14 protein-coding genes and 1 tRNA gene are annotated in these 14,255 nt (G+C 72.1%); 6 read left to right on the top strand and 9 right to left on the bottom strand.

Annotation, left to right across the window (positions count from 1 at the left end):
• The first annotated feature begins 50 nt into the window (after positions 1-50).
• From ACZ6TV_RS12880 to ACZ6TV_RS12860, 5 genes are all read left to right on the top strand, one after another.
• Positions 51-1,607 (top strand): complex I subunit 4 family protein, encoded by a 1,557-nt coding sequence (locus ACZ6TV_RS12880; protein ID WP_465297295.1) that lies wholly within the window; start codon positions 51-53, stop codon positions 1,605-1,607.
• 94 nt (positions 1,608-1,701) lie between these two features.
• Positions 1,702-3,375: an NADH-quinone oxidoreductase subunit N gene (locus tag ACZ6TV_RS12875; RefSeq protein ID WP_465297294.1), complete on the top strand. Its 1,674-nt coding sequence runs from the start codon at positions 1,702-1,704 to the stop codon at positions 3,373-3,375.
• Between the two features lie 442 nt (positions 3,376-3,817).
• Complete coding sequence (htpX, locus tag ACZ6TV_RS12870; RefSeq protein WP_465297293.1) at positions 3,818-4,693, top strand: zinc metalloprotease HtpX; 876 nt, start codon at positions 3,818-3,820, stop codon at positions 4,691-4,693.
• An 88-nt stretch (positions 4,694-4,781) separates the two neighbouring features.
• Positions 4,782-5,975, top strand: coding sequence for an MFS transporter (locus ACZ6TV_RS12865; protein ID WP_465297292.1), 1,194 nt, complete (start codon positions 4,782-4,784; stop codon positions 5,973-5,975).
• A gap of 59 nt (positions 5,976-6,034) precedes the next feature.
• Positions 6,035-6,184, top strand: a complete 150-nt coding sequence (locus ACZ6TV_RS12860) for a hypothetical protein (RefSeq protein ID WP_465297291.1) — start codon at positions 6,035-6,037, stop codon at positions 6,182-6,184.
• Between the two features lie 9 nt (positions 6,185-6,193).
• Here the strand turns inward: ACZ6TV_RS12860 and ACZ6TV_RS12855 are convergent, their stop codons facing one another.
• A complete protein-coding gene (locus ACZ6TV_RS12855; protein WP_203845059.1) occupies positions 6,194-6,688 on the bottom strand; it encodes a YajQ family cyclic di-GMP-binding protein in 495 nt (164 codons plus the stop codon).
• A gap of 100 nt (positions 6,689-6,788) precedes the next feature.
• Between ACZ6TV_RS12855 and ACZ6TV_RS12850 the strand changes: the two genes are divergently transcribed.
• Positions 6,789-6,869, top strand: a tRNA-Tyr gene (locus ACZ6TV_RS12850).
• Between the two features lie 133 nt (positions 6,870-7,002).
• On the opposite strand, the gene ACZ6TV_RS12845 is transcribed toward ACZ6TV_RS12850, so the two are convergent.
• The 8 genes from ACZ6TV_RS12845 to ACZ6TV_RS12810 all read right to left on the bottom strand — a co-directional run bounded on the left by ACZ6TV_RS12845 (position 7,003) and on the right by ACZ6TV_RS12810 (position 14,242).
• Positions 7,003-8,442, bottom strand: coding sequence for a tyrosine-type recombinase/integrase (locus ACZ6TV_RS12845; RefSeq protein WP_465297290.1), 1,440 nt, complete (start codon positions 8,440-8,442; stop codon positions 7,003-7,005).
• The gene (locus tag ACZ6TV_RS12840; RefSeq protein WP_465297289.1) at positions 8,439-8,636 is read right to left on the bottom strand and encodes a helix-turn-helix transcriptional regulator; all 198 of its coding nucleotides are present in this window, start codon (positions 8,634-8,636) and stop codon (positions 8,439-8,441) included. The genes ACZ6TV_RS12845 and ACZ6TV_RS12840 overlap by 4 nt, the downstream gene beginning before the upstream one ends.
• 206 nt (positions 8,637-8,842) lie before the next feature.
• Complete coding sequence (locus ACZ6TV_RS12835) at positions 8,843-10,030, bottom strand: AAA family ATPase (protein WP_465297349.1); 1,188 nt, start codon at positions 10,028-10,030, stop codon at positions 8,843-8,845.
• A 29-nt stretch (positions 10,031-10,059) separates the two neighbouring features.
• On the bottom strand, positions 10,060-11,181 hold the full coding sequence (locus ACZ6TV_RS12830; protein WP_465297288.1) for a bifunctional DNA primase/polymerase: 1,122 nt from the start codon (positions 11,179-11,181) through the stop codon (positions 10,060-10,062).
• Positions 11,181-11,477 carry a hypothetical protein gene (locus ACZ6TV_RS12825; RefSeq protein ID WP_465297287.1) on the bottom strand — a complete coding sequence of 99 codons (297 nt, stop codon included), beginning with the start codon at positions 11,475-11,477 and terminating at the stop codon, positions 11,181-11,183. Before ACZ6TV_RS12825 ends, ACZ6TV_RS12830 begins: the two co-directional genes overlap by 1 nt.
• On the bottom strand, positions 11,474-11,707 hold the full coding sequence (locus tag ACZ6TV_RS12820; protein ID WP_465297286.1) for a hypothetical protein: 234 nt from the start codon (positions 11,705-11,707) through the stop codon (positions 11,474-11,476). The genes ACZ6TV_RS12825 and ACZ6TV_RS12820 overlap by 4 nt, the downstream gene beginning before the upstream one ends.
• Positions 11,708-11,855: 148 nt before the next feature.
• Positions 11,856-13,991 carry an AAA family ATPase gene (locus ACZ6TV_RS12815; protein WP_465297285.1) on the bottom strand — a complete coding sequence of 712 codons (2,136 nt, stop codon included), beginning with the start codon at positions 13,989-13,991 and terminating at the stop codon, positions 11,856-11,858.
• A complete protein-coding gene (locus tag ACZ6TV_RS12810; RefSeq protein ID WP_465297284.1) occupies positions 13,988-14,242 on the bottom strand; it encodes a hypothetical protein in 255 nt (84 codons plus the stop codon). The genes ACZ6TV_RS12815 and ACZ6TV_RS12810 overlap by 4 nt, the downstream gene beginning before the upstream one ends.
• Positions 14,243-14,255: the final 13 nt, after the last annotated feature.

The following is a 14,255-nucleotide window of genomic DNA, read 5'->3' as shown; positions in this document are numbered from 1 at the left end:
TCCGGTGTGGCTGTCCCCGCGGCGTCCGTCCTTCTCCTGGGGGTGTCCTGGTGAGCACCGATCAGGGACTGCTCCTCGCGCTGCTGATCGTGCCGGCGATCGGTGCGGTCTTCGCGGCCGGGATGCCGGCCCGGCTGGACCGGGCCGCGAGGATCGGGGGGACCGCGTTCGCCGCCGCGACGGTCGGCATCGTGTTCGCGTTCCTGCCGGGCGGGCCACCGCCGAGCTCCGCGAGCGAGTTCCCGACGTTCAAGGAGATCAAGGCCAACCCCATCGCGCCGTGGGCCGAGATCGACCTGCCGTGGGCGCCCGACCTCAGCCTGCGCTTCCACCTCGGGATCGACGGTGTGTCGTATCCGCTCGTGGCGCTGACCGCGGGGCTGACGATGCTCTGCTGCGCGTATTGCCTCTGGCGGGTCCCCGACCCGGGCCGTGGCCGGCTCCTCGTGGCGCTGCTGCTCGTCCTCGAGGTCGGCATCATCGGCGTGTTCCTCGCCCTCGACCTGGTGCTGTTCTTCGTCTTCTTCGAGCTCGTGCTCCTGCCGATGTATGCGGTGATCGCCGTCTGGGGTGGCCCCGACCGTCGCCGCGCCGCGCGCAAGTTCGTGCTCTACACGTTGTTCGGCTCGGTCCTGCTGCTCGTCGGCGTCTTCACCGTCGTGTCCGCGGCCGGGACCGGCGACCTCGTCGCGCTGTCCGACCCGCAGAGCAGCACCCCGATGCGCAGCGGCGTGCAGCTGCTCGCGTTCGTCCTGTTCGCCGCCGCGTTCGCGGTGAAGAGCCCGCTCTGGCCGCTGCACACCTGGCTGCCCGCCGCCCACACCGAAGCCCCGACCGTCGGGTCGGTGGTGCTCGCCGGCGTGCTGCTGAAGATGGGCACCTATGGTCTGATCCGGGTCGCCGTCGGCGTCGCACCCGAGGCCGCCGCGCGCAGCGCCCCGGTGCTCGGGATCCTCGCCACCGCGGCGATCATCGTCGGCGGGCTCGTGTGCCTGGCACAGACCGAGCTCAAGCGCCTCATCGCGTATTCGTCGGTCGGTCACATGGGCTTCGTCTTGCTCGGCGTCGCCACCCTCACCACCACGGGCTTCCAGGCGGCCCTCATCGGCAACATCGCGCACGGCATCGTCACCGGCCTGCTGTTCTTCGTCGCCGGCGGGATCAAGGACCGGGCGCACACCGGGGACCTCGCCCAGCTCGGCGGGCTCCGCGAGACCGCGCCCGCGCTCAGCGGCATCCTCGCCTTCGCCGCGATCGCCTCGCTGGGGCTGCCCGGCCTCGCCGGATTCTGGGGCGAGGCGTTCGCCGTCGTCGCCGCCTTCGAGCGCGGCGGGCCGCTCTGGACCACCCTCGGTGTCATCGCGGCCGCCGGTGCCGCGCTCGCCGCCGCGTATTTCCTGCGCCTGCTCCGGCGGGTCACCCACGGTGCGGCCACCCCGCCGGTCGCGGCACTCGGTGCCGGCGCCACGGGACGACTCCGTCCGGCCGAGCTCGTCGCCTGGTCCCCGCTGATCGTCCTCACCCTCGCCGTCGGCGTGGCACCGCTCGGCGTGCTCGCCTTCTCCCGCGGCGCGGCCGAGGCGCTGGCGGGCGTGATCAGCCCATGACCGCGCTCCGGACCCGCCCACCCGCCCGCCGCGGCGCTCCCGCGGGGACACCGGCGAGCGGCCGCAGCACGAGAAAAGCCGGGGAGGCCGGGCGATGAGCATCGACCAGATCGCGCTCCTGCCGACGTATGCGGCCGCGGCCACCGCCGTCCTGGCCCTGCTCGTCGACCTGCTCGTGCCGGGCAGGCGGGGTGCCGTCGTCGGGGCGACCGCGTTCGGCATGCTCGCGACCGCGGCCACCGCGATCGGTGTCGGGCTCGGGCTCCCCGACGCCGGGCAGCGCACCGCGTTCTGCGTCGGGCCCGACCAGTGCTCGCTGGTCGCCGACCCGGCGTCCGCCGCGATCGGCGCCGCGTTCGCGCTGCTCGCGCTCGGTGCCGTCGCGCTGTCGGTGCCCGTGCTGCGGACCGGCGAGGTGCCCGTCGGCGAATACTGCTTCCTGCTCGCCTGCTCGCTGACCGGCGCCGTCGTGCTGGGCGGTGCCCGCGACCTGATCACGCTGGTCGTGGCGCTCGAGACGCTCACCCTGCCGCTGTATCTGCTGGTCGGGATCAGGCGCGGCTCCGCCGCGGGCGCGTCGGCGGCGGTCACGTTCTTCGTGGTCAGCGTCGTGTCGACGGCCGTGGCGCTGCTCGGCGCGGGCCTCGTCTACACCGCGACCGGCGGTGTGCACCTCGCCGACATCGCCCGCGCCGGCGCCACCGCGCCCGCGTTCGAGCCGCTGCTCAAGGCCGGCATCGTGCTGTTCCTCGCAGGTCTGGCGTTCAAGGTCGCCGCCGTGCCGGCGCACGCCTGGGCGCCGGCCACCTATGACGGCGCCCCGCTGCCGGTGGCCGCCTACCTGTCGACGGCCTCGAAGCTCGGCGGTGTGGTCGCGCTGCTGCTCGTCGGCGTGATCGCCGGGGGTCCGGTCCTCGCCACGTCGGGCCTGACCCTGGCGGTGCTCGCCGTGCTCAGCATGACGATCGGCAACCTCGTCGCGCTCCGGCAGCGGCGCATGGTCCGGCTGCTCGCCTGGTCCTCGGTGGCCCAGGCCGGCTATCTGCTCGCCCCGCTCGGCGCGCTCCTGGCGGCCCGCGGCCGCACCACGGAGGCGGTCGCGCTCGCCGTCGCGGCCACCGTCGCATATGCCCTCTTCTACGTCGTGCTCGAGTTCGCCGCGTTCGCCGCCATCACCGCGACCCGCGGCAGCGCCGACGGTGGCGACGTCGCCGACTACCGCGGCCTCGCCCGCCGCTCGCCGTGGCTGGCGGCGGTGCTCGTGATCGCGCTGACGGGCCTCGCCGGCCTGCCGCCGGGCCTCGCCGGCCTGTTCGCCAAGGTCGCCGTCGTCCGGTCCCTGCTCGGCGGCGAAGCGGCGTGGCTGGCGATCGTCGTCGCGCTCAACGCGGTCATCGGCCTGGCGTACTACGTCCGGGTGGTGGCCACTCTGTTCGCAGCCCCCGAGGCGCTCCCAGCCGTCCCAGCGAGCACAGCCGTCGCAGCGGGCACGGCCGTCCCAGCCGCCGCAGCGGGCACAGCCGTTCCGGCGGGCACAGCCGACACGGCGGGCACGGCAGGCCCAGCCGTTGCAGTGGGTGCAGCGGTCGCAGTCGGTGCGGCCGGCACGTCCGCGGTTCCCGAGACGCGGGCACCCCACGATCCGTCGGTGTCTGTGCGGGTCGGATGGCCGGTCGCCGTGGCCGTCGGGGTGGCGGCGGTGCTCGCGGTGCTGCTCGGGTTCGCTCCACAAGGGGTGCTCGAGCTCGCCGGCTTCTTCAGCTCCTGACACCCGGACGCTCCTGACACCCGGACGCTCCTGGCATCCGGACCCGCCGTTGCCGAGCTCAGGGCCGGTCACGGGACGTTCAGCCAGCTCACAGCCGCCGCCGACCCGGCCGACCCGGCGGGCCCAGCCGTCGCAGCGGTCGCAGCGGTCGCAGTCGATGAGGCCGGCACTTCCGCGGGAAACGCGGGCACCCACGATCCGTCGGTGCCGGCGCGGGTCGGATGGCCGGTCGCCGTCGGGGTGGCGGCGGTGCTCGCGGTGCTGCTCGGGTTGGCTCTGCAAGGGGTGCTGGAGCTCGCCGGCTTCTTCAGCTCCTGACGTCCGGACGCTCCTGGCACCCGGACCCGCCGTGGCCGAGGTTCAGCGCCGGCCAAGGTGACGTTCAGCCAGCTCACAGCCGCCGTGGGGAAGGGGCGCAGCGGGCCGCGGTGTTGTAGGAGGTATGCACCAGCACAGGCATCTCAACGGTCTCAAGACAGCGGCCCTGCTGGGGCTGCTGACCGGGCTCATCCTGCTCGTGGGCTACTGGCTCGGTGGCAGCACCGGGCTGGTCATCGCCGTGTTCCTGTCGCTCGGCATGAACGCCTTCAGCTACTTCTACTCCGACAAGCTCGCCCTGCGGGCGATGAACGCGCAGCCGGTCACCGAGGCGCAGGCGCCCGAGCTGTATGCGATGGTCCGCGAGCTCTCGGCGTCGGCCGGGCAGCCCATGCCCAGGCTGTACGTCAGCCCGACCATGCAACCGAACGCCTTCGCCACCGGGCGCAACCCCAAACACGCCGCGGTGGCCGTCACGCAGGGCATTCTCGGCGTCCTGACCCCGCGCGAGCTGCGCGGCGTGATCGGGCACGAGCTGTCACACGTGTACAACCGCGACATCCTCATCTCGAGCGTCGCCGGCGCACTCGGGGGCATGATCACGATGCTGGCGCAGCTCGCGATCTTCCTGCCGATCGGGGGCTCGTCGCAGGACGACGACGGTCCCGGGATCGGCGGCCTGCTGCTGATGCTCATCCTCGGCCCGCTCGCCGCGACCGTCATCCAGCTCGCGATCAGCCGCAGCCGCGAGTTCCAGGCCGACGAGTCCGGTGCCAGGCTGACCGCCGACCCGCTCGCCCTGGCCAGCGCATTGCGCAAGATTCACCGTGGTACGCAGGCGCTCCCGCTCCCGGCCGACGCGCAGCTCGCCAGCCAGGCCCACCTGATGATCGACAACCCGCTGCGGGGCGGCGGCATTGCGTCGCTGTTCTCGACGCACCCGCCGATGGAGCAGCGGGTCGCCAGGCTGGAGGAGATGGCGGGCGTGCCGCACCGCTGACGCGAAAATCCTGACCGGGTGAGGAGAGCCTGCCGTTAGGATCGGCAGGCTCTTCACCCGTTACCCGGTTGCGAAATGAGGCAGTGCGTTGCGGCAGTACGCGGCGGTGTGGCGGCTCCCCGGCGCGCCTGTCCTGCTGGTCGTCGGGGTGCTCGCCCGGCTCGGCATCGGCATGGTTTCGCTGTCACTGCTGCTGCTCCTGCAGCAGACGACCGGCCGGTACGCCCAGGCCGCGGCCGCCTGCGCCGTGTACGCCCTCGCCGGCGCGGCGGCCAGCCCGATCGCCGGACGGCTCGCCGACCGGATCGGCCCCGGCCCGGTCCTGCTCGTCACCGGCGTCGCGCACCCGCTGGCCCTCGTGGCGCTGATCACGGTCGCGCTGCGGCATTCCCCGTTGCCGGTCATCGTCGGCACGGCGGTGCTCGCCGGAGCGACGTTCCCGCCGTTGACCGCCGCGGTACGGGGCACCTGGAACGCGCTGACCGCCGACCTGCCGCACGTCCGGGTCGTGGCCCTCGCCGCCGAGACGGCGCTGTTCGAGGTCGTCTTCGTGGCCGGGCCGATGCTGGTCGCGCTCTGCGTCGTGCTGTGGCAGCCCGCCGTCGCGCTCGGCGCCGCCGCCGGCGTCACCTTCCTAGGCACGCTGGTCGTCGCCCGCGGCCGGGCCATCCGGTCGTGGCGCAGGCACGCCGACCACGCCCACGCCAGGGGGCTCGGCCCGCTGCGGGTGCCCGGCTTCGTGCCGCTGCTGGTGACCGCGTTCGGCCTCGGGTTCGCGTTCGGCGGGATGGGGGTCGCCGTGCCGGCGTACGCCACCGCGTACGTCGAGAACGACCCGGAAGGCGTCGGCGGGCTGCTGCTCGGCGTGTGGGGGATCGGCAGCGCGCTGAGCGGCTTCTACTTCGGCACGCGGCCGCCGGGACGGCTCGGCTGGCTGCTCGCCGGCGTCTCCGCCAGCATCCTGGTCCTCGCCGCCATGCCCAGCGCGCTGGCGCTCGGCATCGCGCTCGTCGTCGGCGGCGCCACCATCGCGCCGGCCCTCACCGTGCAGAACTCGCTCGTCGGGCAGATCGTGCCGGGCTCGATGCTCAATGAGGCGTACACCTGGCTGGTCACCGTCTCGGTCGCCTCCAGCGCCGCCGGCGTCGCCGCGATGGGCCTGGTCGTCGACCGCCCCGGCGGTGTCGTCTGGGCGTTTCTGCTGGCCGGCACGGCTGTCGCGTTCGCCGCTCTGGTGGCGGGCAACCCGCGCGGTTCGATCGCGCGGGCCGCCACTTCCTGAGCGTTGGGCGTCACTCACATGAGTGATGCCGGAAGCACGTCCGTGTATGGTCACGCCTCATGGCAATGCCGATCCACGCCGTGCTGGCAGACCCCGATCACCGGGAAGAGCCCGACACCGAGATCTGTGACACCGACAGTTTCGTGCTGATCCGCGCCGAGGAGACCCCGGAGCGCCCCGAGCGCCGCCCACCGGCGCGCCGGGACTGAGCGGTCAGCTCACCGGTAGTTCGTGAACTGCAGCGCGATGCCGAAGTCCTCGCCCTTGAGCAGCGTGATGACCGCCTGCAGGTCGTCCTTCTTCTTGCCGGTCACGCGCAGCTGATCGCCCTGGATCTGCGCCTGGATGCCCTTCGGCCCCTCGTCGCGGATCTTCTTGGAGATCTCCTTCGCCTTGTCCGACTCGATGCCCTGCACGATCTTGGCATCGATCTTGTACGTCTTGCCGGACGCACGCGGCTCACCGGCGTCGAGTGACTTGAGCGAGATGTTGCGCTTGACCAGCTTCTCCTTGAAGACCTCGAGGGCCGCGACCACGCGCTCCTCGGTCTCCGCCTGGAGGCTGACCGTCTCCTCCCCGGCCCACTTGATCTCAGCACCGGTGCCGCGGAAGTCGAACCGCTGCCCCAGCTCCTTGTCGGCCTGGTTGAGCGCGTTGTCGACCTCCTGCCGGTCGACCTTGCTGACGATGTCGAACGAGGGTGCCGAAGCCATGGCAGATGCTCCTGTGGTGCGGTCGGATGACGGTTACGGACGCGCCGAGGGTACCCGTTTGCGTTGCCCCCGGGGCGTACCGCTATTCTTGCTTCCGCCAGGCGGGTTGCCCGAGCGGCCAATGGGAGCGGACTGTAAATCCGTCGCGAAAGCTACAGAGGTTCGAATCCTCTACCCGCCACAGGCAGCGAAAAGCGCCCCCTACCAGGGATAACCTGGTAGGGGGCGCTTTCGTCGTAGTCCAGCCATGTCCAGCCACAGCCAGCCGTTCACGGCTGTGTACGGAGAATACGCGGAGAAATTTCCGCGCAAGATCAAGCCGCGTCGTCCCTGCTCACGGCCTGTTCGCCACCGCCCATCGCTGCCTCGATGCGGCGCCGCGCGGCGGCGCCCTGCCCGACGATGCACTTCGCGTACACCCGCAGCAGCACGGCCACGCTGTGGCCCGCCCACTCCGCAACCTGCGTCGCGGGTACTCCCGCGTTCAGCCAGGTCGACACCGCCGCGTGCCGCAGGTCGTACGGCACCCGGGCGAGCGGCCCGCGATGTTCCGCAGAGGTGAGCGCGTAGCGCCGTGCGTCATGCCACACCGTGAGGTAGGTGGAGTCACCGATCGTGCCGCCCCGAGGGCCGACGAACAGGCGTCCGTCCGGCGCGGTGCCGAACTCGTCCAGATGCCACCGCAAGATCTCCACCAGTTCGGGATGCGCCGGGACCGGCCGTGTGTCGGCGGCGGCCCGATGCTTGAGGCCGCGCCGCTCTCGGGACCGCCCGCTGTCCGTCCACGCGGTGCCGGTGCGCGGCGAGGAGTTGCCGAGCAGTAGCTCACCCCACCCCTTGGTCGGCAGGCTCGCGATGTTCTCCTGCCGGAAGTCGAGCGCCTCGCTCGGACGTAGAGCCGCGTAGTACATGAGCGCGAACATCGCGACCAGGCGCTTCGCGACGTTGGGCTGTACGGCGACGCCCATCAGCAGCGTGCGAGCGCGGTAACGGTCGACCACCACCCGGCGGTCGACCGACTCGGCCGCCTTCGGCGCCTTCCACTTCACCCGACCGATCGGGTTGTCCGCCAGGTACCCCAGCTCAACCGCGTACTCGAACGCGTTGAACAGGATGGCTCGCTTCCGCGCCACGGTCTTTGCTGCGGCAGGCTGACCGTTGATCTGCCGGGCGAGCGCGTCGAGCGCCTGGCGGACCAGCACCGGGCCGCGTGTCCGGTCCGCCAAGTCGGTGAGCGGCACGGTGTTGCGCTCCAGCCACCGCACCGTGCCGGCCAAATCGCCGGGTGGCTCGCCAGCCTGACGCCGTGGCGGCACCAGCGCCCACGTGTAGAGGGCGCGGCGGATCAGCGCCTTGTCCGGGCGCCCCCGGTCGCTGCCCAGTAGGGCGGGCGTCACCGTCGCCAGCGACTCGGCGATGCCGGTACGCGACTTCGGCGCGGCGCCCGGCCACTTCATGTCGACATACGCGCAGACGTGCTCGTACCACGAGCGTTCCCGTGCTTCCCGAAGCATCGGCGCGGGCAGGCCAGAGGTGATCTCGAACGCCGATCCGCGCTGCACGTGGTTCAGGAGCTTGGCGCGGAAGGCGTCGGCGAGCGCGTAGCTCGCGAACGTCCGGTGATGCTCCTCGCCACCCACCATCCAGCGGGTGGAGTAGGTGCTGCGCTTCTTCCCGGCGTTGGTGCGCAGCGCCCAGATTCGGACGCTGTGGGACCAACGCGCCTCGTCCTCCTCGTCGGCCTGGCTACTCAAGCTGCCTCCTCAAGGCCGTTGAGCCACTCATCAAGGTCTGTATGGCGCACCCTCACCTCGCCGTTGGGGAGCCGGACGCACCGGGGACCTTTCCCCGTGGCCCGCCAGTGGTAGAACGTCGACCGAGAGACGCGTAGCTCGGCGATAACCTCGGGGATCGTGAGGGACGGCTGGCGTTCCTGCCCGCGTGGCATGGGGGTCGTGCTCCTCTCGGTGCTGTGATGCGGGGCGCTCAGAGCGCCTGTGGCATCCGGGAGTCGCCGGGCCGGGGTGTCCGACCATCGGCACTCCGGACGCCATAGGCGCCCGCTCAGCGCCCGCTGAAACGGCCGCTGAGCCGAGATCTCGCCGGTACCGGTGTTCGGCATACCGGAAACCGTCTGTGGGGCGCTCAGAGGCGTCACGGGGCCGCACCGTCATCCGAGGCAGACAGCGGCAAGGTGTCCCCGAGGTGTCCCCGAGATGATGTTGCGTTTTCGCTGGTCACGGGCAATCCGGGGACACCGGGGACACCGGGGACACCGGGGACACCGGGGACACCTTCGGCATGGGGGTCCCCGGACGCTCCGGGAAGCCGGTACCGGCCGCCCCCGTCGGCGGCGACCTGACCAGCGGCGAGCATGCGTTGCAGGGTCTTCTTGACCAGGTCGGGTTTGATCCCGGTCCTCTCGGCGATGACCTTTGGAGAGCTTCCGGGGTTCCCACGTAGCCAGCGCACGATGGTGGCGCGGGTTTCACCCATGGCGTGGTCTCCGGCCGGTCCGTCGAGCATGGTCCACGCACCGGATGCGGGCTGGAATGCGAGGGCGTACTCGGCCTCATCGACGTCGCGGCCGGTCACGTGCAGCACCCCATCTGCCTCGCCTCGGGGGCGTTTGAGCACGAGCGTGGCGTCTGCGGCGCCCGCGATGCCGTTGGTGCCGGACACGGCCTCCAGGAAGTCCTCCGATCCGGCCTTGCGGATGTGGTGGACCATCAGCACCGCGACGCCGTAGTGGTCGGCGACCTTCTTGATCCGGCTCACCGCCGAGTAGTCGGCGTCATAGGCCGACGCGCCGGGCGCGCTGGTGCCTCGGATCTTGGCGAAGACGTCGATGATGACCATGCGGGCGTTGCGGTTGCGGTCCAGCCAGTTGCCGATCGCCTCGTCCCCGCCCTGCGTCAGCGGCGGGCACGACGTGGCGAGGGTCAGCGCGGCCGGGGCGGGCTTACCGTCCAGGACGGTCCCGATACGGGACTGCAACCGGCGCGGGGTGTCCTCCAGGGCGAGGTACAGCACCGGGCCGCCTTCTACCGGGATGGAGTCGAACGCCCGGCCGCCGGACGCGACCGCCAGGCCGAGGGCGAGGGACAGCCACGACTTGCCGACCTTCGGCGGCCCGCACAGCAGCGACACGCCCTCGCAGAGGATGCCAGGGACCGCCCACCGGGGCGGCGGGAACTCCATCGCCATCAGGTCGGCAGCGGTCCACGCGGTCTTGAGCCGACCGGGCGCCCGTCCCGCGCCGAGAACGTCGGCGTCCTCGGCCTGGACCACGCGCAGGTGCGGCCCACCGTCGTGCGCGTTGGCGGGAACGGTGGTCAGCATCGGCCCTCCCTCGTGGTCGTGTACGGCGGTCATGCCGCCACCGTCCGGGGACGGTTCGCTCCGGCGCGTAGACCGCTGGCGATGGTGCGGCCGATCTGTCCGGGCGGCGGGTCGAGGTGCAGCCCGCACGCTTCGGCGGCGGCGGTCAGGGCATCGATGACGTAGTCCTCGGGCAGCTCGCCCCCGGCCTTGAGCTGTCCGAGGGCGACAGACGCGCCGTAGAGGGCGCGGTTGCGCCCGCTGCTGGCCGTTGCCACCACGGCGCACTCCCGCTCGACCGCTGCGCGCAGGTAGGCACCGCGCCGGTCGGCCGGCAACGTCACGACCATCGGCTTGCGCGGCGGTATCGGCGCGGGGACGAGCCTTTGGCCTAGCCAGCCGGGCAGCGGCATCGGTGCCCGGTCGAGCGCGGTCGAGTAGGGGCGGCCGTCGACGATGGAGCCTGCGGCGAGGACGTAGCCGCCGTGGGCGCGGGTGTCGATCAGCCAGCCCAACGCGCCAGGGCTGCCGCTGGCGGTGTTGCGCAGATGCGGCCCGTCCGCCGGGTGCTCGAAGTACAGGTGCGTGCCGCGCCGCCCGGTCGTCACGGTGTAGGTGTCCTCGGGGTACGGCTCGCCAGTCTCCGCGCAGAGATCGCGGAAGACGGCGCCGCCGTGGGCGTAGTGCTCGTGCCCCGGCGGCGGCACCTCGCCGGGTTTGGGCACGTCAAGGTCGATGTTGGCAAGGTTGGACGGGCCGCAGGCGATGCCGACGTTGTACGGCGCCGTGCTCCAACAGCGCTCGACGCGTTCGGGGTCGAGGGTGGCGCGCTGCTCCCAGCCGAGGTGTCCGCCGGTGCACAGCCCGGTGAGCGGGCAGTCACGCACGCCGTGCAGTGCCGGCCATTTGGCGTTGACCGCGACCGGGAATACGTACCAGCCGCGTGCGATCGTCTCCAACGCGTTGCGCAGCAACGCTTTGCGGTCAGGGCGAAGCCCCATATCGGTTCCTCCCGTGAGTGATGTCGACGGCGCTTCCGGCAGCCCGGCGAGCGCGGCCGGGGTGTGCGCCGGGCAGCGCAGGCCGGGCAGGTAGCGGCGGACGCCCTCGGCGGCGTCGCAATATCGCTGGTCAGCGCCGAACCAGAACCGGCACAGAGCGGTCGTGGTCATTACGCGGCCCGCCGGACGGGGCGCGTGCTGGCGCGGGTGGCGCGGCCGATGACGGCGGCCAGGTCGCGGGCGAGGCCGAGGAGTTGCGCGCGGGCGACCGGCTCGGCGTCGGCCAGGGCGACGGTGAGGGTGACCTCGGCGTGTTCCCGGCCGTCGGCGGCGCGTACGCGGGTGAGCAGGGCGCGGCCGAGCCCGTCGACGTCGACGGCGAGGGGGTCGGCGCGGTGCTCGCCGAGGTTGCAGCGGTGCCCTCCGGCGCACCAGTCGGGGTGCCGACGCGGGGTGTGGGTGCTCATCGGCTTGCCCCGTCGCGCTGGATGGCGGCGAGGTAGTTGAAGACGCGGCGGCCGATGCGCAGCCGCAGCCCGGCGCCCCGGCACGACCGGCACGGCTGGTAACGGCGAGTGATGAGCGTCTGGTGGATACCGGCGCCTTTGCAGCGGCTGCAGCGGCCGAACGGGCGCACCCAGCAGGCGATGGCGTAGAAGCTGGCGGCGGCGAAGGTAACGAGCATGACCGGTGTCACGGAAGGCTCCTTGAGGGTTCTCGGGCCTGTTTTCGGGTGTGCGGTTACCGCCCACCTGCGGAATGTCTGTGCAGGCAGGTGGCTGGATTGGGGGGTAACGGCAGCGGTAACGGGGGCGTTACCGCTGCCGCTGCCGTTACCTTCGGCGTTACCCCTCGTCCGGGGTGGCGGGGCGGGCCGCGAGAAGGTCGCGGAGGCCGTCGAGGCGGTAGCCCTTCAACGCGGTGCCGGAGATCTTCACGGTGACGCTCTGTACGCCTGCGGCGCGTGCCAGTTCGGACAGCGCGTCGGCGGTCAGCCCGGGGTAGGCGTTCGGCCACCGCTCGCCGAGGGCTGCCGCTGCCGGTGCCCAGTGCTGCCCGTTGGGGGCGGAGACGTCGGCCAGGTCGGCGAGCAGGTCCCGGGCGGTGGGCAGGTCGGCGCTGCCACCGACCGGGGCGCCGCCCCGGATGGCGACCGCGCGGGCGACGATCTCAGCGGCGACGTCCGGCGTCGGGTACTGCGACCGGACCGCCGTTGGGGCGGCGAGGCCGGTCATGCAGCCCCATCCGGCGTCGATGACGGGCCGGTACACGGTGCCGGTGATCCCGCGCTTGTAGGCGCCGGTGCCAAGGACCATGTCGTTCTCGACCTGCCCGGCCACGGACAGGCACCACCGGTTGGTGACGCACCGGACGATGTTCGGCGGCAGGCTCGTGCGGTCGGGGATCTGCGTGGCGAGGATGACGATGATGTTCAGCGCCCGCGCCCGCTTGATCAGCCGTTCGGCGGCGTCGGCGGCCTCGGCGGAAGCGCCGAACAGCTCGTGCGCCTCGTCAATGACGATGACGACCGGGTGCAGCCCAGAACCCTGCTTCCGCGCCAACTCCGGGGTGACCTTGCCCTCGGGGGCCTCGCCGCGCTGCTTCGCCGCGAGGACGCGCTTGCCGCGCCGTTCGGCTTCGGCGAGGCCCCACATGATGATCGCGGCGCCCTCGGCGATGGCCTTATCATCGACGCCGACGACGTAGGTCGAGCAGATCGGGGCGAGGTCGATGAAGTCGCCGGTGCCCTTGAACTCAGCGATCTTGAATTCCACCGTGGGATCCTGCGACGCCATCAGCACAAGCGCCCGCGCCGCGTAGGACTTGCCGGAGCCCGGCTGCCCGGCGATGACGAACGACCGGGCGAACATCGACGTCTTGACCGGTTGCTGTCGCTCGTTGCTGCCGAACTCGTGCTCTTCGAACACGCTCGTGCGGGCGTTCGGCGCGGCGATCGACCACTTCGGTTGGCCCATCTTGGACGCGGGTTGGTAGCCGACCCACAGGTCGAGCTGTCCGGCGTGGTCCGGTCCGGCGGACGGCCACACCTGATCGACCGGCAGCCGCAGCGCCGAGGACAGGCCGCCGCGCCGTTCCAGCACCTTGACCACTTCCAGGCCCTGCGGCAGGTTCACCCGTGCCAGCCATCCCGGGCCGTCGCGGTGCACGCCCGGGTGGACGAACTCCACGCTGCCGGCGTCGGTCATGCCCTTCAGGGCGAGCGACACCAGGGCGTTGCGGACCATGTCGGCGGTCAGCTTCGTGAACCGCGGGGCGTTGGACACCCGGTCGGTGATCGGCTTGTCTGCCGGGCGGCCGACCCGGGCGAGCAGGACCACGGCCGCCGCCATCGTGGTGTACCAGCCGAGGGTGGGCACGGTGTCGCTGGCCCGGACGACGAGCAGGGACACCGTGAGGCCGATGGTGGAGGGGATGACCAGCCACCAGCGGGCGCGGGACTGCTTGCTGCGGGTGCGGTCCAGGGCCTGCCAGGTGTGCGGGTCGTTGCTGTTGGCGGCCTGCTGGCGCAGGTTCCAGTTGCCCTCTTCCGCGCTCGCCCAGTGGAACACCTTGCCGATCAGGCGCCCGGCGCCGATCGGCGCGTACCAGGCGGTCTTGGCGGCGTACTTCGGGGACCGGACGAGGTGGAACAGCGCCCAGTAGCGCAGGTTCTCGCCGATCGCGGCGAAGGTCGCGCGGCGGCTGTCGGCGCCCTGCAACCACACGGGGACGATCGGCGCCCGGCCGCGCGGGCTCGTGGCGGTGAGGTCGCCCCACGACAGCCCCGGCGCGACGTCGACCACGTCGCCCAGGTCGACGGGGTCGCCGACGTCGGCGGTCTGCTCCGTGTACGTCTCGGCGTCGCCCTCGGGCGATGGGTCGGTGTCGGGCTTGCGGGGCTTGACGACGTACAGGCGCGGCGGCTGCTCCTCTGCAGGGCCACCGAAACGCGGGTCGGCATCGAACGTGTTGCTGCTCATCGGTTTCGTCCTTCGAGGTCTTCGGCGGTGGCGACCAGGCGCTGAGCAACGGCCGGCAACAGCCGCACGCGCGGCATCGTCGGCTGGGTCAGCTCCCGGTCGATGAACTCAGCGCAGCCACGGACCGCGCCGAGGGCGTTGCTGAGCAGCGCGCGGAGGAACGCGATGCGTTGCTCCAGCACGGCGACAAGGCCGCGCTGCCGGGCGATCTCGGCGTGCAGGCTCGGGCAGGTGCCGCACTGGCCGCTCACCGGGCACCGCCCG

The organism is Dactylosporangium sp. NPDC051087, assembly GCF_055586325.1.
The sequence above is the reverse complement of the archived record's forward strand: the minus strand, read 5'-3'. Positions and strand labels throughout refer to the sequence as shown.

Excerpts from the sequence above, each read along its gene's own strand:
- htpX (WP_465297293.1), top strand. The coding sequence starts at position 3,818 with ATGCACCAGCACAGGCATCTCAACGGTCTCAAGACAGCGGCCCTGCTG.
- ACZ6TV_RS12815 (WP_465297285.1), bottom strand. The coding sequence starts at position 13,991 with ATGAGCAGCAACACGTTCGATGCCGACCCGCGTTTCGGTGGCCCTGCA.
- ACZ6TV_RS12840 (WP_465297289.1), bottom strand. The coding sequence starts at position 8,636 with ATGCCACGCGGGCAGGAACGCCAGCCGTCCCTCACGATCCCCGAGGTT.
- ACZ6TV_RS12825 (WP_465297287.1), bottom strand. The coding sequence starts at position 11,477 with ATGAGCACCCACACCCCGCGTCGGCACCCCGACTGGTGCGCCGGAGGG.
- ACZ6TV_RS12830 (WP_465297288.1), bottom strand. The coding sequence starts at position 11,181 with ATGACCACGACCGCTCTGTGCCGGTTCTGGTTCGGCGCTGACCAGCGA.
- ACZ6TV_RS12835 (WP_465297349.1), bottom strand. The coding sequence starts at position 10,030 with ATGCTGACCACCGTTCCCGCCAACGCGCACGACGGTGGGCCGCACCTG.
- ACZ6TV_RS12855 (WP_203845059.1), bottom strand. The coding sequence starts at position 6,688 with ATGGCTTCGGCACCCTCGTTCGACATCGTCAGCAAGGTCGACCGGCAG.
- ACZ6TV_RS12860 (WP_465297291.1), top strand. The coding sequence starts at position 6,035 with ATGGCAATGCCGATCCACGCCGTGCTGGCAGACCCCGATCACCGGGAA.
- ACZ6TV_RS12875 (WP_465297294.1), top strand. The coding sequence starts at position 1,702 with ATGAGCATCGACCAGATCGCGCTCCTGCCGACGTATGCGGCCGCGGCC.